This window comes from Massilia sp. 9I (assembly GCF_902506415.1).
In the GTDB taxonomy this organism is placed as follows: domain Bacteria; phylum Pseudomonadota; class Gammaproteobacteria; order Burkholderiales; family Burkholderiaceae_D; genus Telluria.
On the sequence record NZ_LR733275.1, the window covers coordinates 4,512,653 to 4,531,943 of the forward strand.

15 protein-coding genes are annotated in these 19,291 nt (G+C 65.7%); 10 read left to right on the forward strand and 5 right to left on the reverse strand.

Going from position 1 to position 19,291, the window contains the following annotated elements; all coding sequences use genetic code 11:
* Window positions 1–29: 29 nt before the first annotated feature.
* Genes GV068_RS20095 through GV068_RS20115 form a run of 5 tightly spaced genes read left to right on the forward strand, consistent with a single transcriptional unit; the run spans window position 30 to window position 3,532 of the window.
* Entirely contained in the window at window positions 30–1,052 is a 1,023-nt protein-coding gene (locus tag GV068_RS20095) for an ABC transporter substrate-binding protein (protein WP_159701950.1), read from the forward strand.
* A gap of 8 nt (window positions 1,053–1,060) precedes the next feature.
* Complete coding sequence (locus tag GV068_RS20100) at window positions 1,061–1,627, forward strand: SCO family protein (protein WP_229464379.1); 567 nt, start codon at window positions 1,061–1,063, stop codon at window positions 1,625–1,627.
* Between the two features lie 14 nt (window positions 1,628–1,641).
* The gene (locus GV068_RS20105; protein WP_159705313.1) at window positions 1,642–2,052 is read left to right on the forward strand and encodes a hypothetical protein; all 411 of its coding nucleotides are present in this window, start codon (window positions 1,642–1,644) and stop codon (window positions 2,050–2,052) included.
* 3 nt (window positions 2,053–2,055) lie between these two features.
* Window positions 2,056–2,814 (forward strand): ABC transporter permease, encoded by a 759-nt coding sequence (locus GV068_RS20110; RefSeq protein ID WP_159701953.1) that lies wholly within the window; start codon window positions 2,056–2,058, stop codon window positions 2,812–2,814.
* Window positions 2,804–3,532 carry an ABC transporter ATP-binding protein gene (locus tag GV068_RS20115; protein ID WP_159701956.1) on the forward strand — a complete coding sequence of 243 codons (729 nt, stop codon included), beginning with the start codon at window positions 2,804–2,806 and terminating at the stop codon, window positions 3,530–3,532. The genes GV068_RS20110 and GV068_RS20115 overlap by 11 nt, the downstream gene beginning before the upstream one ends.
* Window positions 3,533–3,548: 16 nt before the next feature.
* On the opposite strand, the gene GV068_RS20120 is transcribed toward GV068_RS20115, so the two are convergent.
* Complete coding sequence (locus GV068_RS20120; protein WP_159701959.1) at window positions 3,549–5,069, reverse strand: sulfatase-like hydrolase/transferase; 1,521 nt, start codon at window positions 5,067–5,069, stop codon at window positions 3,549–3,551.
* A gap of 204 nt (window positions 5,070–5,273) precedes the next feature.
* On the opposite strand from GV068_RS20120, the gene GV068_RS20125 reads away from it, so the two are divergent.
* Window positions 5,274–5,708: a hypothetical protein gene (locus tag GV068_RS20125; RefSeq protein ID WP_159701962.1), complete on the forward strand. Its 435-nt coding sequence runs from the start codon at window positions 5,274–5,276 to the stop codon at window positions 5,706–5,708.
* Window positions 5,709–5,888: 180 nt separating this feature from the next.
* Here the strand turns inward: GV068_RS20125 and GV068_RS20130 are convergent, their stop codons facing one another.
* Entirely contained in the window at window positions 5,889–6,650 is a 762-nt protein-coding gene (locus GV068_RS20130; protein WP_159701965.1) for a hypothetical protein, read from the reverse strand.
* Between the two features lie 113 nt (window positions 6,651–6,763).
* Here GV068_RS20130 and GV068_RS20135 point away from each other — a divergent pair, with 113 nt between their 5' ends.
* Both GV068_RS20135 and GV068_RS20140 read left to right on the forward strand, forming a co-directional pair.
* Window positions 6,764–8,290, forward strand: coding sequence for a TonB C-terminal domain-containing protein (locus tag GV068_RS20135; RefSeq protein ID WP_159701968.1), 1,527 nt, complete (start codon window positions 6,764–6,766; stop codon window positions 8,288–8,290).
* Between the two features lie 62 nt (window positions 8,291–8,352).
* Complete coding sequence (locus GV068_RS20140) at window positions 8,353–8,667, forward strand: hypothetical protein (RefSeq protein ID WP_159701971.1); 315 nt, start codon at window positions 8,353–8,355, stop codon at window positions 8,665–8,667.
* Window positions 8,668–8,679: 12 nt separating this feature from the next.
* Here the strand turns inward: GV068_RS20140 and GV068_RS20145 are convergent, their stop codons facing one another.
* Both GV068_RS20145 and GV068_RS20150 read right to left on the reverse strand, forming a co-directional pair.
* Window positions 8,680–11,388, reverse strand: a complete 2,709-nt coding sequence (locus tag GV068_RS20145; protein WP_159701974.1) for an alpha-1,6-glucosidase domain-containing protein — start codon at window positions 11,386–11,388, stop codon at window positions 8,680–8,682.
* A gap of 52 nt (window positions 11,389–11,440) precedes the next feature.
* The gene (locus tag GV068_RS20150) at window positions 11,441–12,982 is read right to left on the reverse strand and encodes an oligopeptide:H+ symporter (protein WP_201303405.1); all 1,542 of its coding nucleotides are present in this window, start codon (window positions 12,980–12,982) and stop codon (window positions 11,441–11,443) included.
* Between the two features lie 303 nt (window positions 12,983–13,285).
* On the opposite strand from GV068_RS20150, the gene GV068_RS20155 reads away from it, so the two are divergent.
* Window positions 13,286–14,929 carry an alpha-glucosidase gene (locus GV068_RS20155; RefSeq protein WP_159701980.1) on the forward strand — a complete coding sequence of 548 codons (1,644 nt, stop codon included), beginning with the start codon at window positions 13,286–13,288 and terminating at the stop codon, window positions 14,927–14,929.
* Window positions 14,929–16,785 carry a glucokinase gene (locus GV068_RS20160; protein WP_159701983.1) on the forward strand — a complete coding sequence of 619 codons (1,857 nt, stop codon included), beginning with the start codon at window positions 14,929–14,931 and terminating at the stop codon, window positions 16,783–16,785. Before GV068_RS20155 ends, GV068_RS20160 begins: the two co-directional genes overlap by 1 nt.
* A gap of 3 nt (window positions 16,786–16,788) precedes the next feature.
* Here GV068_RS20160 and GV068_RS20165 read toward each other — a convergent pair whose 3' ends face one another.
* A complete protein-coding gene (locus GV068_RS20165; RefSeq protein ID WP_159701986.1) occupies window positions 16,789–19,218 on the reverse strand; it encodes an FG-GAP-like repeat-containing protein in 2,430 nt (809 codons plus the stop codon).
* Window positions 19,219–19,291: the final 73 nt, after the last annotated feature.

Below are 19,291 nucleotides of genomic sequence, written 5' to 3' on the forward strand. Positions count from 1 at the left end.
GCCCACCCCAGGATTTTGGAAGCGTTTCCATGTTTGAGCATTCCCCGCGCCGCCGCCGGCTTCTCGGCGGCGCACTGAGCCTGCCGCTGGTGGGCATGGGCGGCGCGAGTGCGGCGGCCCGTCCCGGCCCCCTGCAGGTTGGCGGCCTGCCCGTCACCTGCAACCTGACGCTGCCGATCGCCTGCAAGGCGCGCGCCGTTGCCGACGGCAAGCCCGACGCGTCCTTCACCGCCTTCGAGTACAACAAGTTCTCCGGCTGGCCCGAGATCAAGGAATCCCTGATGACGGGCCGCATCCAGGCGGCCTACATGCTGGCGCCCCTGGTCATGGACCTGACCGACTGGCGCATCCCGCTGAAGATCGTCTCGCTCGGCCATCGCTCCGGCGCGGTGATCATGGTGCGCACCGATTCGCCCTACCGCAAGTTTGCCGACCTGCGCGGAAAAAGCATCGCCATTCCGAGCCGCTTCGCGGTCGACTACCTCTTCCTGCGCAAGATGCTGGCGCGCGAAGGCATGTCGGCCAAGGACGTGCAGGTGATCGAGATGGCGCCGCCCGACATGCCGGCCGCGCTGTACGCGGGCGCCGTCGACGGCTACTGCACCGGCGAGCCTTTTGGAGCCGCCGCCCAGCGCGCCGGTTATGCGCGGCCGCTGTCGATGACGCGCAACGAGTGGCCCAACTACATCTGCTGCGTGCTGACCGTGCGCGAAGAACTCATCCGCACCAATCGCCCGGCGGTGCAGGAGCTGGTCAACTACGTGCAGGCGGCCGGCAACTGGCTGGACGCCTCGCCGGCCAACCGCGACAAGGCGGCCGTCATCGCCGCCAACCGCAAGTTCTTCAACCAGGACCCGAACATCATCCGCTTCGTCATGCAGAACCCGAGCGACCGCGTGACCTACGGCGACCTGCGCATGCTGCGCCCCGAGTTCGACGAGCTGATGCAGCTGTCGGTGCAGGCGGGCACGCTCAAGCGTCCCGTGCGCTACGAGCAGTATGTGGACGAGAGCTTCGTCAGGAATATCCAGCCGGTGAAGGTGGCGCTGTGAAGCGCCGCGTGTTTACCGCCATGCTGCTGTGCGCCGCCGCCTGGGTGCACGCGGCGCCGGGGCTGAAGTCCGGCACCTTTTCACCGGCGCGCGTCGCGCCCGAGATCGCGCAAAAGGCCGCCGACGGCAGCGACTTCCGCCTGTCCGCGCTGCGCGGCAAGGTCGTGGTGCTGGAATTCGGTTTCACCCACTGCGCGGCCGTATGCCCGGCCTCGCTGGCCATGCTGGCGCAGGCGCGCCAGAAGCTGGGCGCGCACGCGGACCGCCTGCAGGTGGTGTTCATCTCGGTCGATCCCGAACGCGACACGCCCGCGCGCCTGAACGCCTACCTGGCGCAGTTCGACAAGAGTTTTGTGGGCCTGACCGGCACGCCGGAACAGATGGCGGCGATCCGCAAGGACTACGGCATCACGGCCACGAAGTTCGCGGCGCCGGCAGGGCAGAGCGGCTACCAGATGGGGCACTCGTCCTACCTCTACTTCATCGACAAGAAGGGCATGCTGCGCGCGCTGATGCCGTTCGGCCGCCCGGCCGACGAAATGGTGCACGACGTGAACGTGCTCGCCGCGGAATGAATGACAAGGTGAAGATGCGGACCGGCATCGCTGTCGTCATTGCACTGCTGCTCGCAGCAACGGCCTGGGCCGCGTTGGCGCCGCTCCAGGCGGGCTCGCGCGACCTGCTGTTCGAGATCCCAAAAGGCACCTGGGACCGGCGCATGAAGGGCGACAAGTCCAGCATCCTGCCCGAGCAGCTGACCTTGATGCTGGGCGTGCGCGACGTACTCCTGCTGCGCAATAGCGACACGGTGCCGCAGATGTTCGGCCCGGTCCTGATCATGCCTGGCCAGGACTTTCGCCTGCCTTTCGCCCAGGCCGGCGAACATCCCTTCGACTGCACGGCGCACGCCAGCGGCCGGATGACGGTGCTGGTCGTCGATGCGCCGGCCGCGGGCCTGCCACGCTTGATGTGGCGCCTCCACTCCCTACTGAATACATAAGCGATGGATAGACTGAACAGGATTTGGCCCCCGCTGCTGGTGCTTGCCGGCGTGGTCGCGATCTGGTGGATCGTGGTGGAGCAAAGCGGCAGCGTGATCTTCCCGACGCCGGGCCAGGTCGCCGCCGGTACGCTCGAACTGGCGAAGAACGGCACGCTGTGGCAGCACATCGGCGCCTCGCTGCTGCGCGTGGCCACGGGTTTTTTGATCGCGGTGCTGGTGGCGCTGCCGCTCGGCCTGTGGATGGGACGCGTCGATGCCGCCTATCACACGCTCAATCCGATCTTCCAGATCCTGCGCCCGATCTCGCCGATCGCCTGGATCCCGATCGCGATCCTGTGGTTCGGCGTGGGCGACATGTCGCCGGTGTTCCTGATCTTCCTGGCCTCGGTGTTCCCGATGATCCTGCAGACCTCGGCCGGCGTGCACGCCATCGACGGCCGCTACCTGCGCGCTGCCGAAAACTTCGGGGTGCCGCGCGCCAAGCTGTTCCGCCAGGTGATCGTGCCGGCCGTGCTGCCCGAGATCCTGACCGGCATGCGCATCGGCCTGGGCGTGGCCTGGCTGGTGGTGGTGGCGGCCGAGATGATCGTGCGCAGCTCGGGCCTCGGCTACCTGATCATGGACTCGCGCAATGCCGGCAACCGCTATGACCTGGTGGTGGCGGCAATGATCATCATCGGCCTGATTGGCCTGGGCATCGACGTCCTGATGCGCCGGCTCGAAGGACTCAAAGGGGTAAGGTGGCGCTATGGACGCTAAGATCGACATCCGCGGACTGAAGAAGGGCTTCAAAGCATTGGCGGTCGTCGGCGGCATTGATTTGACGGTGGCGCCGGGCGAATTCGTGGCCATCGTCGGGCCCTCCGGCTGCGGCAAGTCGACCCTCATGAAACTGCTGGCGGGCTTCGAGCATCCCGACGACGGCGCGGTGGCGATCGACGGCGTACCGGTCACCAGGCCTTCGCCGAACGCGATCGTCATCTCGCAGCACGGTTCGGTGTTCCCGTGGCTGACGGTGCGCGAGAACCTGATGTTCGGCCTGTCCGGCAAGGACACCGCCGCCAAGGTGGCGACCGCCGACCACTACGCCGAGGTGGTGGGACTGAAGGGCTTCGAGAAGGCTCACCCGCACGAACTTTCGGGCGGCATGCTCAAGCGCGTCGAGATTGCGCGCGCACTGGCGGTCAAGCCCGACATCCTGCTGATGGATGAACCCTTCTCGGCGCTCGATGCGCTCACTGGCCTCAAGATGCGCAACGAGCTGCTGCGCATCCTGCGCGAAGAGCGCCACACGGTCATCCTGATCACCCACGACGTGGAGGAGGCGCTCTACCTGGCCGACCGCGTCGTGGTACTGTCACCGCGGCCGACCACGATCCAGTCGGTGTTCACGGTCGCGCAGCCGCATCCGCGCAAGGTCTCGGAGCCGCAGCTGCAGGCGATGAAGGATGCGATCCTGGGGCAGCTCGGCCTGTAGCGGTGCAAGCGCGCTGTCAGCGCACAGGGTGCGCTGCGTCCGCACGATACGACAGCGCGGGCACCGCGACAGGAGTCGCCGCGACCCACAAGGAGCGGTAGGTGTCGGAGGGGTTCAGGACCGATGCCCGCATCTCGGCCAGCCGGCCCGGTTCCGGCAGGCTGCCATGCCGGTTGAAACCGCTGTAGCCGAGACCGAGCCTGCCGCCGCTCACCTGCAGGCCGCTGAACTCGAGAATGGTGGGCAGCAGGTCGAAGTGCACCAGCTGCTCGCGGTTCCTGGCGGGCGCCTCCTCGCCGATGAAGGCGTTGAACAGCGTGCGTTGCGGGACGCGTTCGAGTGTGTCCGACAGCGGATTGCGCCGCGCCAGGTGGTCGCCCAGGATGACGATATTGGTGTCCTTGAGATAGCCGCGTGCGCGCACCTCGCGCACGAATGCGGCCACCTCGCCGGCGCCGCAGCGGACCACGCCCTCGAAGCCGGCATAACCCTTCTGCGTACAGCTGCGCGACAGGTGGCCGGCCGGTTCGTGGGTGTCCACCGTCAACAGCGTCAGGTTGAAGGGCTGGCTGGCGGCATGCAGCTGATCCAGCCTGGTGAGGGCACGGCGGAACAGCTCGTCGTCGAACAATCCCCATCCGTTCATGCGCTCCTGCGGCACGCCCTGTGCCTGCCAGTCTTCCTTGCCCTTGACCTCGTGGTAGCGGTGGGCGCTCAGGAAACGGCCTTTCCCGGCGAAGCTGCTCGATGCTCCGCCCAGGAATACGTTGCGGTACCCATGCGCGGCCAGGATGTCGCTCAGGCAGGTGGCATTGGGCAGAAAGGAGGGCACGAGCTCGCCCTGCTTGTTCTCGTCGAAGACGGTAATGCGCTTGAGCGGCACCGCGCACTGGGTGGCGACGATCGCGGCGATGGTCCAGCTGGTGCCGGGTACCTGTTCGTAGGCGCCGAAGCTGCTGGCGCCCAGGCCCGTCATCGGCGCGATCAGGTTGTCGCCGAAGACGTCGGCATCGGCATAGCCGGTCTCCAGGCTCTCGACGTAGATGAGGATGAGGTTCTTCGGCCTGCTGCCCTGGATGCTGACCGTAGACGGCTCTACGTAATGGCGGGCGAAGTAGTCGGGCCCGAGGCTCGAAGCGAGGTAGTCGACCACCGAAAGCTGCTGCAGCGTGAACACGACCGCGCAAAGCAGTACTGCTGACGGCAGCATCGGACGCACGCGTAGCATGAAACGGTAGCGGCGCACGGTGGCCCAGTGTTCGGCGAGCAGCACCAGGGCCAGCAGGGTGAATGGCACCAGTACGCTCCAGCGCACGAAGCGCCGGACGATCAGGGAATCCGTCGCAGCCAGGCCCTGGGCGCCGAACTGCAGGTGGTACACGATCTGGTCGAGATCGGGTTTGCCGAAGTAGCGGTTGATCCAGTAGTTCAGGCAGAACAGCAGAATGGCGGCGAAATAGGCGCCGGCCCGGACCAGCATCGCCGGTCGAAAGTGAAAGGAAGGTACCGGCGTTACCGTGGCTAGCTTGGTCGTCATGGCCAAACATTCTAGGTAGCGCTTTAGTTAAGAAATGTTGCCGAATGTAAAACGACGTCAAGAGCTTGTAACACTAAGTTCCGTTGCTGGCGCGACCCAGGCGCCAACGTCCGCTATTGTGTCCTACCATTGTCCCTGTAGAATCAAATAAAAAAATTAATGACTTTGCGGTACGCTTGGTCTGGTGCGTGAGGGGGAGTTTTGATGAGAAACGACGTACGCCACGAAAAGCTGGTTGCCCAGCACATCGACGTCGCCTTGGTTTACAAGGAAATGCTCGGCCTGGATGAGGCACGCGCCTATCTGGAGCGGGAACATATCCCGAGGGATATTGCAGAGAGAGTACTGCGCACGGAACAGACACGCGCGCCACATGGCGCCAGGCCCTCTGCGCCGCCGCCAGACGTGCTGGTGCCCACATTTTCCTGCAGGAGGAAAAACCGCATCCACGATGCCATCGTGGAGGCTGCCCTGAAGCTCGAAAGGAAGTGTGGCGCCGAATGGGCGCTTGTCCTGCTCCGCGACGAACGCGTGCCGGAACATGTGTCGGCGCGCATCCTGGCCCAGGGACCGCGCCAACTGCGTACCAGGACAGCTGGCGAGTCGAACAGGTTTGCGGGGATCACCTTCCCCAGGTAATCCGCCAGCTAAGTACTCGACAAGAAATAGATGTGAGTTTTGGCAAACAGAACCGGGGTGCGGCTTCCCGATGCGGTGCAAGGTGGCGAGTGCGCCGCAGTGCGAGCACTGCAAGCAGGAGCCAACGCAGCAGCGCGCCGGTTATGGCAGCCAAAAACACATTTATTTCAGGGCGAGTACTTAGTCGCGCGCGGTGCGCCACTCTTGCTGTTTTGCCGGTTCTTCGGGCGCGGGGCAATTGGTGAGCCTGATCTTGCCGTGCATCTCGATCATCTCGACATTGGTGGCGGGTGAGCGCTCCGTCACGCAATAGGTGCCCCGGCCAGTGATCACGCGCGTACGGCGCGCGCCGTCGCCCGTGTTGTTCACCAGTTCTTCCACTTTTGGCGCTTCCCAGATGCGGGTCGGCGCCAGCGCGCGCGCCTGCTCCATGCCCTGGCGCATGCGCAGTTCAGGGCTGTCCGGCGGCGCCACGATCAGGGGCCGGGATTCCTTCCGCAGGGCGCGGTCGATGCTGCCGACGCTGCGGCGTGCATTTTCCAGGATGGCTGCGGCGTCCGGCTTCGTCGGCGCCTCCGGCGTGGCGACAGGCTGCGCTGCGGCTTCCTGCGCTGTGGGTGGCGATACTACAGACCTCGCGGAGGGTACCGGGGCGGCAGGGGCAGGGTGTGGTAATGCCGCACTGGCGGAGCGCGCAGGCGCAGGTTGTACGGGCCGCAGTGCGGGTACTGCTGCGACCGGCGCCGGCTTCAGCTCCGGCGCGAGAGGCGGCAAGTGGATCCACTGCATGGTCGGCCCTTCGTGTGCGGCCGGTACCGACAGCGTGCGCGTGAACTGCCAGGCGAGGATCAGGACCGCGTGGACCAGGACCGTGGCGATAAGGCCGGACAGGCGGCGCTCCGGCAGGAACGGGGAGGCGGAAGAAATCGGGAAGCTGGCCATATCCGCTCAAGTATAGCGAAAGTCCTTCGCTGCATTTCCTCCAATTATTTCCATCTGTCCTTGTGTTAGCATCGTCGGATTCTTTGCTTATTGGCATCCCTCGTCGTCGCTACATGCTCGATCCGGTCCTTCTTCCACAGGCAGAAAGCAACGCGGCATTGCCCGAGGACGGCCGCACTGCGACCCCGCTGATGCAGCCGGCTTTCCCATGGCGCATGCGGATTGCCGTGCTGGTGTCGCTGCTGGTGCACGCCCTTTTCCTGAGCCTGAGCGTGGGCGGCGATGCATTCGGACTGCCCGGTCTGCGCTTTCCCTGGGAGGAAAGGCGCCTCGCCGCGCATGACCTGCGCATCGTACTGGCCGAGGCGCCGCCTGCCGTCACACCCGCACCTGTCGCTGACCTTCCTGTCGCCGCTCCCGTTCCAGCCCCACCCCCACCAAAACCATCCGAACAAGCCGCGCCACCCGTTGTGGCGGTGGTCAAGCAAGCCGAAGCCGAGCGGCCCAGTGCACCTGTCGTGGTTCAAGCGATTCCCAGCAAGACAGACGATGCGGAGCAGAAGCGAAGCGACAACGAGACGCGCGAACGTGCGCTAGCGCAGGCCAAGCTGGAACGCGAGAAACAGGAAGCGGAACAGCGGCAGACCGAGGTGATCGCACTCGCAAAACAGGAAGCGGCGCGCGTAGAAGCGGCGCGCCTGGAGGCAGCGCGGAACGAACAGGCCAGGTTGGCGCAACTGGAAGCGCAGCGCCAGGAACAGGCGAAGCTGGCGGAGCAGGCACGGCAGGAAAGTATCCGGGAACGGGAACGCGCCGAAGCCGCGCGGCTGGAAGCTGCCAAACAGGAGCAGGCGCGGCAGGAACAGGCGCGGCAAGAGCAAGCACGGCAGGATCAAGTAAGACAGGAACAGGCGCGGCAAGAACAGGTGCGGCAGGAGCAGGCGCGGAAGGAACAGGCTCGACAGGAGCAAGCAAGGCAGGAACAGGCCCGACAAGAGCAAGCAAGGCAGGAACAGGCACGACAGGAACAGGCGCGGCAAGAACAGGCACGTCAGGAGCAGGCGCGACAAGAGCAAGCACGGCAGGAGCAAGCACGCCAGGAGCAAGCACGCCAGGAGCAAGCACGCCAGGAGCAGGCACGCCAGGACGCGGCAAAGCGCGAGCAGGCCCAGAAGGATCAGGCGCAGCGCGAGCGTGCCGAGCAGGAAGCAAAACGCGAGGAGCGGCTGCGCGCGATCGGCCGGCAGCTGGATCAGGAAGCCGCCCAGCGCCAGCCGACGGCAAGCGGCCTGCGTCGCGGCTGGCTATTCGGCCGCGCCGATCCGAACGTCGAGCTGGTCCAGTACGCGCAGGCGATGGGCCGCAAGATCGAGCTGAACATGACCTTCGACATGGTGCGCGAGTTGGTCAAGCAGCCGCATGTGCGTCCGGTGGTCACCGTGGCGGTACGCGCCGACGGCAGCGTCGAGAAAGTGACTTTCGTGACGTCGAGCGGCGTGCCCGTCCTCGACGAAGCCGTGCGCAAGGTTATCGCCAGCCAGGCGCCCTATGGACCATTCCCGCCGGCGCTGGCGCGCCAGTACGACGTGGTCGAAATCCGCCGCACCTGGATCTTCGACACCGCCATCCGCCTGGAGTGAGCTGTGCGTCGCCCGTGCAGGGCTTCTGCTAAGGTTTGCTGATCATTAGCAGAGGAGTCCGCATGGAACGCTACCTGATCGTTTACCGCGGATCGACCGTCGACGAGGCGGAAGGCCCGCAGCACAACCCCCAAGAGTGGGATAAATGGTTCGAGATGCTGGGTGCGGCGCTGGTGGACCGCGGTAGCCTGGCGCTCAGCAGCATCCAGATGCCGAGCAGGCTGCTCGGACCCAAACAGAGCAGCTCCTCGCTGTCGGGCTACTCCATCATCACCGCAGCCGATTTCAATGAGGCCGTCAGCCTGGCCGAGGAGTGCCCGATCTTCGACGAGAAGGGCTCGGTGGAAATCGCCCGCCTGGTCGGTCCGGCGGGCTGATTCCGTTTCTCTTTACTCGGCGACGAACACCACTGCCGTGCGCGGCGGCACGGTGAAGCTGCCGCTCGCGCTGTCGAAGCGTGCCTGTGCCCCGCGCTTGTCGGCTGCGCCGGCCGCGGTGTGCACCGGATGCAGCTTGAGGCGCTTGCCGCGCAAGCCTTCATCGCTCACCGTGTGCGCCTCGGTATCCACGTTCACCAGGTAGCTGATGCCGGCAAAGCGCGCGCCCGGATAGCCCTTGCCGTCGATCCAGGCCGCCAGCACGGTTGGCTGTTGCTGGGTTCCCGTGTTGAAGAAGCGCAGGCGCTGCACGATGTCCTCGGTCGCCCGCATCCGGAAGAGCGTCGAGCTGGCGCGGATGGCCAGCAGGTCGCGGAAGGCGTCGCGTGCAAAAGCGATGTCCGCCGGCTGCGGCTTGATCGCGGCATTCGCCAGGAAGGGCTTGAGCAGCGGCCAGTCCTTGCCGTTGTCGTCCTGCTGCGGCAGGCCGGTGCCGAAGTAGTTGTCCTGGTAGCTCCAGTCGATGCGGTTGAACCAGTCACCCGAATTGAAGCTGTTCTTGTCCAGCGACTTTGAACGCAGGGTGTCGATGCCGGCGTGGTAATAGGCCACGCCCTGGCTGAAGGCGTTGATCGCCATGCCCAGCACCTGCACACGGGCGCGATCGGCGGTGCTGGTGCGCAGCGGCAGCTTGAGCACGTTGATGTCGAACAGCGTCTGGTTGTCGTGGTTTTCCACGTAGTTGACTACCTCGCCCGGTTGGCTGGCATAGCCGGCCGGCTGGTTGCCGTAGGCGATGTCTTCCAGCTTGCGGGTGCTGCCGTCGAAGGTCTGCAACGGATAGGGGCGCACCGACCCGGCCAGGCCGACGCGGATCATGTCCGCCGCGCGCAGCAGGTCGACGCGCTGGTGCTCGCCGCCCAGCGCATTCGGGTCGTAGACGAGGCCATTGATGTAGCCCTGGCGGCGGATCATTGCCTCGCCCGAATCGCCCGCCGAGCCGCCGCGCACGGCGTCGCGCGCACGGTCGCTGAAGGTGCCGATGCCGGAGCCGTTCAGCGACAGCTGCGAAGCCTGCACGAAGCGGGCGCCGTCCGCGACTTCGCCGAAGTTCCAGCCTTCGCCGATCAACTGGACGTGACGGCCGGCGGCCTTGTCCACGCGCTTCTGCAGGCGTTCCATGGCGGCGCGCGGCTGGTGGCCCATCAGGTCGAAGCGGAAGGAATCGATCTTGTAGTGGCGGGTCCACAGCTCGGCCGAGTCGATCATCAGCTTGGCCATCATCGTGTTTTCGGTGGCGGTGTTGTCGCAGCAGGTCGAGCGCTCGATGCTACCTAGCGCATTCAGGCGGTGGTAGTAGCCCGGCACCACGCGGTCCAGTACCGACTTCTCTGCCTGGCCGGCGATGAAGGTGTGGTTGTAGACCACGTCGGTGCCGACGCGCAGGCCAGCCCCGTGCAGGTCCATCACCATCTGGCGGAACTCGAGGATGCGGCGCGCACCGTCGGCCGGGTCGGTGGCGTAGCTGCCTTCCGGCGCGCTGTAGTGGTAGGGATCGTAGCCCCAGTTGAAGCAGTCGGTGTGCGCGGTCTTGCGGGTCAGCGCCTGCTGGCTGTCGCCGCTTGGTGCGCCGTTTGGCTGGGGCACGGCACAATCCTTTTCCGGCACGCTGCCGAGGTCATACACCGGAAGCAGGTGGATGTCGGTCATGCCGGCCTTGGCCAGTGCCTTCAGGTGGCGCATGCCGTTCGAATTCGTTTCACCGAAGGCGGCGTATTTGCCGCGTTTCTCAAGCGGGACGCTCGGGTCGTTGATCGAGAAATCGCGCACATGCAGCTCGTAGATGACCATGTCGGTCTGCGCTTTCACCGTATTCGGTGCGCGCGTGGCGTCCCAGCCCTTTGGCTTCAGGTTAGCCGCATCCAGGTCGGCCACGTAACTGCGTTTCGAATCCGTGGTGAGGCTGACCGAATAGGGATCGGTGACAAGGTTGCGCACCAGCCCCATCCCGTTGACCGCGACGTCCACCGCGTACTTGTAATAGGTGCCCGACAGGTCGCGCGGGAGCCGCGCCGCCCATGCGCCCGTGCGCTCCTCGAAGGCCATGTCGTGGACGCCGGTGGCGCGGCCGCCGGCGCTGTCGTAGGTGCAGACCGCGACGCTGCGCGCCGTCGGCGCCCACAGGCGGAAGGCGGTGCGGCCCTTGCCGGGAGTGGCGCCCAGGTCCTTGATCCCGTCGGCGGCGGCGTACAGGTCGTCCAGCGCGCCCGCCACCTGAATGCGCGTCGCAGCAAGCACCGTGCCGTCCGCCGACTCCTGCACCAGCACCAGTTGGCCGCGGTGTAGCTCCTTCATGCGCTGGACATCGGCCGAACGCAGCGCCAGCACCGGACCGGCCGCGACATACTTGAAGCGTACAGGCAGCTTCGCGCTGGAGGCATCGAGCGCCAGCGCACCGTCGGCGCCTTCGACCTTCGCGCCCGTCTTGGCGACGATGGACGCTTTCGCCGAGTGATACAGGCGGAACGTGGCGCCGGCGTCGGCGCCGGGCCAGGTCAGCAGGCGCCGGTCGAGCCAGACGGCGCGCGCATCCAGCGCGGCATCGGAGGCATGGAGGACCTGCTGGAAGGACGGGGTGTCGCAGGTCTCGAGAGGAACCGCGGCGTGCGCGGACGAGGCGAGGGCGGCGGCCGCGAAGGCGGCGTAAGGGATTCGGGTCATCGTGGCGAGGAAGAAGGTGGAGCAGGGCGGGCCGGAGCCCGCCCCGGCAAGGTCAGGCGCGGTAGTGGTCGACCATCTTGTAGCGCTTGGCGTACAGGCCGAAGGCGAGGGCCGCCAGCAGCGCGAAGCCGGCGAAGAAGTACATCTGGAAGGCGATCACCCCCATGCCCGAGTTCTCGATGTGGGCGATGACGGCCTCGTTCTTCACGCCGGAGTTCACGATCAGCACCCACAGATTGCCGACGGTGACGGCGAGATACCACAGGGCCATGATCACGCCCTTCATCGAGGCCGGGGCCTGGCTGTAGGCGAACTCGAGCCCGGTGGCCGAGACCAGCACTTCACCCAGGGTCAGCAGGGCGTAGGGCAGGATCTGCCAGGCGATCGACACCGCGTCGCCGGCGTCGAGCTGCACCTGCAGGTTGCCGACCACGATCCAGGCCAGCGCCGAGAAGGCGATGCCTGCGGTCATGCGGCGCAGGGCGGTCGGCACCAGGCCGATCTTGTTCAGCAGCGGGAACAGGACCAGGTTGTTGAAGGGGATGAGCAGCATCACCAGCAGCGGGTTGAGCGCCTGCATCTGGGCCGGAATCACGTTGAAGGTCCAGCCCAGCAGGCTGACTTCGGTCGACATGGCATTGGCCTGCACGATCCAGGTCGAGGCCTTCTGGTCGAACAGCGACCAGAACGGAGTCACGAGACCGAACACGATCAGGATGCGCAGCACGGCGCGCACGCCGTCGACCGCGATGTCCGGATGCACGCCGCGGGCGCGGTCGAGCTGCATCGAGGCGCCGATGCCGACGCAGGCCAGCAGCAGCACCAGCGCGGTACAGGCGGCGATCACGAAGCCCCAGCTCGGGGTCATTGCAAGCGAGACGATGGCGGCCAGCGCGCCGAAGCCGGCGACCACCAGGCCCGGACGGCCGGCGCCCGGGCGCTGGGTCAAGAGGGCGGTGCGCACCACGCGCGCGAAGGAATGCGGGTCGGCGACAGCCGCCGGCGGCACATGCACGTACTTCTTCTTGCCGCTCCACAGGACCATGGTGGCGACGAACATGAGGATGCCCGGGATGCCGAAGGCGACCGCGGGACCGTAGTCGCGCAGGAAGATCGGCATCAGGAGCGATGCGAAGAAGGAGCCGAAGTTGATAATCCAGTAGAAGGCGTCGAACACCACCTTCGCCTTGTCCTTGTTGGTCTTGTCGAACTGGTCACCGACAAAACTGGCCACCAGCGGCTTGATGCCGCCCGAGCCGAAGGCGATCAGGAACAGGCCGAAGTAGAAGCCGTTGACGCTGTCTTCAAAAATGGCGAGGCAGGCGTGGCCCGCGCAGTAGATCAGGCTGAACCAGAAGATGGTGTTGTACTTGCCGAAGTAGCGGTCGGCTAGATAACCGCCCAGCAGCGGGAAGAAGTACACGCCCATCATGAAGGTGTGGAACACGTGCTTGGCTTCGCTGGCGCGCTGGTCCTGGGCCACGAACAGCAGCAGGGTCGAGATCAGGAAGGGCGTCAGGATGTTGCGCATCCCGTAGAAGCTGAAACGCTCGCAGCCTTCGTTGGCGATGATGTAGGGGATCTGCCGCGGCATGCGGCCGGCGGTCTTCACTTCATTCACGGCGGGGGCGTTCATGGCGTCCTCTTGAATATCGAAACAGACGCGATGCTATGCCGAGGCTGAGTGACTTTGCAATAAAAATATCGCTGAGATACAAATAAGATATTAATAACCCGTAGTTTAGCTACTTTCTTGTCCCTTGCTGGCCGCGCATGAGAGCTCTAAGTGTATGAATATGAAGGGTTTATGTGTTTTAAATGCCCAGTTGGCGTAATTGTAAATTTTTCCATCGTCCTGTATATTGGCTAGAATTCTGACATTCTCCGGACAGCAGCCATGACCCAGACTTCGAAGACCGACAACCCGAACTGGTGGAAAGAAGCCATCATCTACCAGGTGTATCCGCGCAGCTTCCTCGACACCAATGGCGACGGCGTGGGCGACCTGCCGGGCATCACCGAGAAGCTCGACTACATCGCGCGCCTGGGCGTGGACATCGTCTGGCTGTCTCCCTTCTTCAAGTCGCCGATGAAAGACTTCGGCTACGACATCGCCGACTACTGCGACGTCGATCCGCTGTTCGGCACCCTGGCCGACTTCGACAAGCTGGTCGCCAAGGCGCACAGCCTGGGCCTGAAAATCATGATCGACCAGGTGATGTCGCACACGGCCGACACCCATCCCTGGTTCGTCGAGAGCCGCAAGAGCCGCGACAATCCCAAGTCGGACTGGTACGTGTGGGCCGACCCGCTCCCGGACGGCAACCCGCCCAACAACTGGCTGTCCGTGTTCGGCGGCCCGGCCTGGCAGTGGGATACCCGTCGCAAGCAGTACTACATGCACAACTTCCTGACCAGCCAGCCGCAGCTGAACTTCCACAACCCGGAAGTGCAGCAGGCCCACCTGGATGCCCAGCGCTTCTGGCTCGAGCGCGGCGTCGACGGCGTGCGCATGGACGCCTGCGTGTTCCACTTCCATGACCGCCAGCTGCGCAGCAATCCGCCGGCGCTGGTACGCGACACCTCGACCGTGACGGACGTGAACCCCTACGGCATGCAGGCCCACATCTACGACAAGACCCAGCCTGAGAACGTCGCCTTCCTGCAGCGCGTGCGTGCGCAGCTCAACGAATTCGGCGCGGTGTCGATCGGCGAAGTCAGCTCCGACGACGCGCTGGCCCAGATGGCCGAGTACACCGAAGGCGGCGACAAGCTGCACATGGCTTACAGCTTCAACCTGCTGACGCCACAATTCACCGCAAGCCACATCCGCAAGCAGGTCGAGGAATTCAACGAGCGTGTGAAGGACGGCTGGGCCTCCTGGTCGGTCGGCAACCACGACGCCATCCGCGTCATGACCCGCTGGGGCGGTCCGGACGCGACGCCCGCGCTGGCCAAGCTGGTGCTGGCGATGCAGCTCTCGCTCAAGGGCACGCCCTGCCTGTACCAGGGCGACGAACTGGCATTAAGCGAAGCGGACGTGCCTTTCGAGCTGCTGCAGGACCCCTACGGCATCACCTTCTGGCCCGAGTTCAAGGGCCGCGACGGCTGCCGCACGCCGATGCCGTGGACCGGCGAGGCGCCGAATGCCGGCTTTACCAGCGGCACGCCGTGGCTGCCGGTGGCCGAGCCACACCGCGCGGCTAGCGTCGCCCGGCAGGATGCAGACCCGGCGTCGATGCTGAACTTCCAGCGCCGCTTCATCGCCTGGCGCAAGACCATGCCGCAGTTGACCCGCGGCGAGATCGCTTTCTTCGATGCGCCGGAACCGGTGCTGGCGCTGCGCCGCGATGTCGAAGGCATGGACAGCGTGCTGGCCGCATTCAACCTGTCGGACCGCGAAGTCAGCTTCGACTGGCCAGAGACTGCAGGCGCCGCGATGCTCGACGCCCACGGCCTGCCTGGCCAGGCAGCGGGCGGCAAAGTGACCCTGCCGCCGTACGGCGCCTGGTTCGGCAGCGTCCCAGGAAGCGCCCGCTGATGGGCAGCGCGGGCGAGGTCGCCAAGCTGGCGGAAAAGTCCGCCCGCACCGCGTTCGCCGACGGCCCGCGCCTGCTGGCCGACATCGGCGCCACCCACGCGCGCTTTGCGCTGCAGACCGCGCCCGGCGTGTTCGGCGCCGTGCGGGTGCTCAAGTGCGAGGACTTCGCAGGCATCGTCCCGCTGCTGCGCTACTACCTGAAGGACCACGTGGACGTCCGCTTGCATCATGCGGCGCTGGCGGTCGCCAATCCGATCAGCGGCGACTTCGTCCGCATGACCAACCGCGACTGGCAGTTCTCCACCGACGCCGTGCGGCGCGAGCTGGGCTTGACCACGCTCCTGATCGTCAACGACTTCACCGCGCTGGCGATGGCGATTCCCGGCTTCGCCCGGAATGAGCTGATGCAGGTGGGGCAGGGCACGCCGGCGCCGAATGCCGTGATCGGTGTGCTGGGACCGGGCACAGGCCTGGGTGTATCGGGCGTGATTCCCACCGCCGACGGTTTCGTCACCCTCGGCAGCGAAGGCGGCCACGTCAACTTCGCGCCCGGCGACGAACGCGAGTTCGCCATCCTGCAAACCGCCTGGCGGGAATGGCAGCACGTCTCCAACGAGCGACTGATCTCCGGCCCCGGCATGGAGATCATCCACCGCGCGCTGGCCGAGCGTAACGGCGTCGAGGCGCCGGGGCGCAAGGCGGCCGACATCATCGCCGACGCGCTCGAGCGCCAGGACCCGCTGTGCCTGGAAGTGCTGGAATGCTTCTGCGGCATGCTGGGCGCCGCGGCCGCCAACCTGGCGGTGACGCTGGGCGCTTTCGGCGGCATCTTCATCGGCGGCGGCATCGTGCCGCGCATGGGCGAGTGGTTCGCGCAATCCCCTTTTCGCGCGCGCTTCGAAGCCAAGGGGCGCTTTAGCGGCTATATCGCGCAGATCCCGACCTACGTCATCACCGCGTCCACGCCGGCCTTGCACGGCGTAGCGACCATCCTGGCCGAGCACTTGCGCGGCCGCAGCGGCGCCAACACCCTGATGGAGCGCGTCACCCAGCTGCGCCACAGCTTGAGCCCGGCCGAGCAGCGCGTCGCCAGCCTGGTGCTGGAGCAGCCGCGCCTCGTGCTGAACGAACCGATCGCCGAGATTGCGCGCCTGGCGGATGTGAGCCAGCCGACCGTGATCCGCTTCTGCCGCTCGCTCGGCTTCCAGGGCCTGGCCGACTTCAAATTGAAATTTGCGAGCAGCCTGACCGGCTCGATCCCGGTACGCCACAGCCAGGTGCGCACCAGCGACAGCACCCACGACCTGTCGGCCAAGGTGATCGACAACACAGTGTCGGCGATCCTGCGTTTTCGCGACCAGCTGGACGTGCGCGCGCTCGACCGCGCCATCGAACTGGTGAGCCGGGCGCGCCGCGTCGAGTTTTTCGCGATGGGGAATTCTCGCGCCGTGGCGCTGGATGGCCAGCACAAGTTCTTCCGCTTCCGCATTCCGACTTCGCTGTACGGCGACTCGCACCTGTTCAGGCTCGCGGCCGAACTGCTGCAGCCGGGCGACGTCGTGATCGCGGTATCGAACTCGGGCAGTATCGCCGAGCTCCTGAGCGCCGTGGACATCGCGCGCAACGCCGGCGCCGACGTGATCGCGATCAGCAACAGCCAGTCGCCGCTGGCGCGCAAGGCGACCGTCTGCCTGGCGGTCGACCATGCCGAGGACAGCACCAGCTTCCTGTCGATGATCTCGCGCATCCTGCAGCTGCTGCTGATCGATATCCTCGCAGTGGGTATTTCGCTGGACGGCCAGCACGGGGAGGCGCAGGATGTGCGCCGCCTCCAGATCTCGCACCTGGATAGCTGAAGGTCAGGGATAGGGCGTATAGGCGAAGCCGTCCGCGATCACGCCCACCAGCCCGATCTTGTTCTCGTTGCTTTCGCTAAAGCCCATCAGCACGTCGACCACGCTCTGGCGCCCGCTGTCCAGCTCGGCCGTCCAGTAGTCGATGCCGGCCTTCTCGCCGGGACGGTGCAGGACGTTCTCGTAGAACTTCGAAACGATTTCCAGGTTGGTCGGCGTGGCGCCGTACTTCAGTTTGAATTCCGCCGAGCTGACGAACTCCTGCGCCACGCTCCGCAGCGAGCTGCCGCCATCCATCCGGCTCAGCCAGTAGCCCAGGCCGCCGAGGTCGGGCGTGCGGGCAAAGGCGGCCTGGTAGATGCGGTAGGCCTGGCCCCCGACGCCGTCGACATCGAGTCCGATGGCGCCGTCGCTGAACACCAGGCGTTCGATGTTGGCCAGGCTGTCGACCACGCCGCCGCTGCTGACGCTGTATCCGTCGGCCGTTTTCTTGACGCTGAAGTCGGCGCGCTTGCCGTCGAAGACCATCTTGTCCAGGCCGGCGCGGCCATCGGCGCGGTCGGCGCCCTTGCCGTTGTGGATGGTCTCGTTCGCCGCTGTGCCGGCGACCTTCCCGCCCGTGTCGCCGAAGCGGTACACGTGGCTGGCGCCGATCTTGTCGGCCGTGGTGTTCAGGAGCACCGAGAAGCCGGCGGCGGCGGCTTCCACCAGGTCCGGCTTGCCGTCGCCGTTGACGTCCAGCGCCAGCACGTGCTGGTTGTCGCTGCCGGTCCAGCCGAGGCTGAACTTGCCGGTGCCGTCGTTCATGTAGACGCGCGAGCCCAGGCCGTTGGCGTCGGCAATGATGTCCTGGAAGCCGTCGCCGTTGACGTCCACGGCGGTGGCCGAGTGGTACCAGCCCGTGGTCGAGCCGATGGTTTTCGACTGCGGCAGGCGCAGCGCGGTCTCGTCGTGGAAACGCCCGTTGCCGTCGTTGACCAGCAGCTGGATGTAGGGCAGCTTGTAGAACTCCTCGTGGGTGCCGTCGTTCGTCACGCTGAGCATCAGGTCGGGCAGCGCGTCCCCGTTCAGGTCGATGGTCTCGATGCCGACCACGACTTCGGTGAAGCCGCCAGGGCGGGGCAGGGCGATTGGCGTCGCGTTCGCAAAACTGCCCTTGCCGTCGTTCAGTACCACCACGCTCGGGCTCGGGTTCGGTTTCCAGGTGCCGAGCACCATGTCGTCCCAGCCGTCGCCGTTCAGGTCGCGCAGCATGGACCAGGTATTGCCCGGATCGAAGCCGGCCGGACGCAGGCTGGCCGGCAGCAGCGACTGGCTCGGCGTGAAGCCGCCGGCGCCGTTGTTGATCAGGATCTGGTTGGCATTGCCCGTGTTTTCGTTCAGGGCATTGACCAGGATGTCGATGTTGCCGTCGTGGTTGACGTCGCCGAGCGCGGTGCCGTGGTTCTGCTTCAGGCCCTGCGGCAGGCTGGCGCTGGCGTTCTCCAGCAGCCCGGTCGCCTTGTTCGACAGGTACAGCGAATTCTGCCCGCCCGGGAAGGGTGGCAGGTCGAGGCCGAAGTCGGGGTTGAAGATGTCGGTGATGCCGTCCTTGTTGAAGTCGGCCGCGAAAATGCGCGGCACGTAATTCACGTAGGGGACACCTCCCTTGAACAGCGAGGCCGTCTGGTCGCTGAAGCCGCCCTTGCCGTCGCCGACCAGGACCTGGATCGGCACCGGCGTGGCGCCCATGTCGCCACGGGTGCGGATCACCAGGATGTCGGCGATCCCGTCGCCGTTGAAATCGCCCGCGCGCATCTGGTTCACCGTGTTCATCTCGAACGATGGCAGGACCGTCTTCTGGCGCAGGAAGCCCGTGCTGTCATCGAACATGTCGCGGGTATATTGGGCGGTGGTGCCGCTCAGTCCCAGCAGCTGGATGCTGCTGACCCCGGTCAGCGTGTCGGTGCCGACCCTGCCGTTGGTGCCTTGCTTGACCACCGTGAAGCTGTCGCTGGCCCGCACATAGGTGATGCTCACTTCGGACGGCTTGAGGTCCCAGTAGGTAACGACGTCCTGCCCGCCGCCGCCGGTGACGCGGTCCGAGCCGCCGCTGAGCCAGAACTGTTCCGACTCGGCGCTGCCGATGAACTCGTCGCTGTGGTTGGAGTCCTGGAGGGTGCGCACATTGATCAGCCTATCCACCGTGCCGAAGCCGTCCTGGGCGATGCCGGTCGCCAGGTTGACCTTGATGCCGCTGGGCGAATCCCAGTAAGCGACGCCGGCCCAGCGCTGCAGGGACGTGATGGTGTCGTTGCCCTCGCCGCCGGACGCGTTGCCGTTCGAGATGACGATGGTGTCATCCCCCTTGCCGCCGAAGATGTTCGTGCCGGCCGGGAGGCCCAGCTTGTCCTGGTCGATGTTGTCGTTGCCGTCGGTACCGCGATAGTCTGCCATGGCTGTTCTTCTTGTTGGGAAACCGACATTTAAGTTTCCCTAGGACAAAAAGTCAAACGCTTTGCGCACGGTG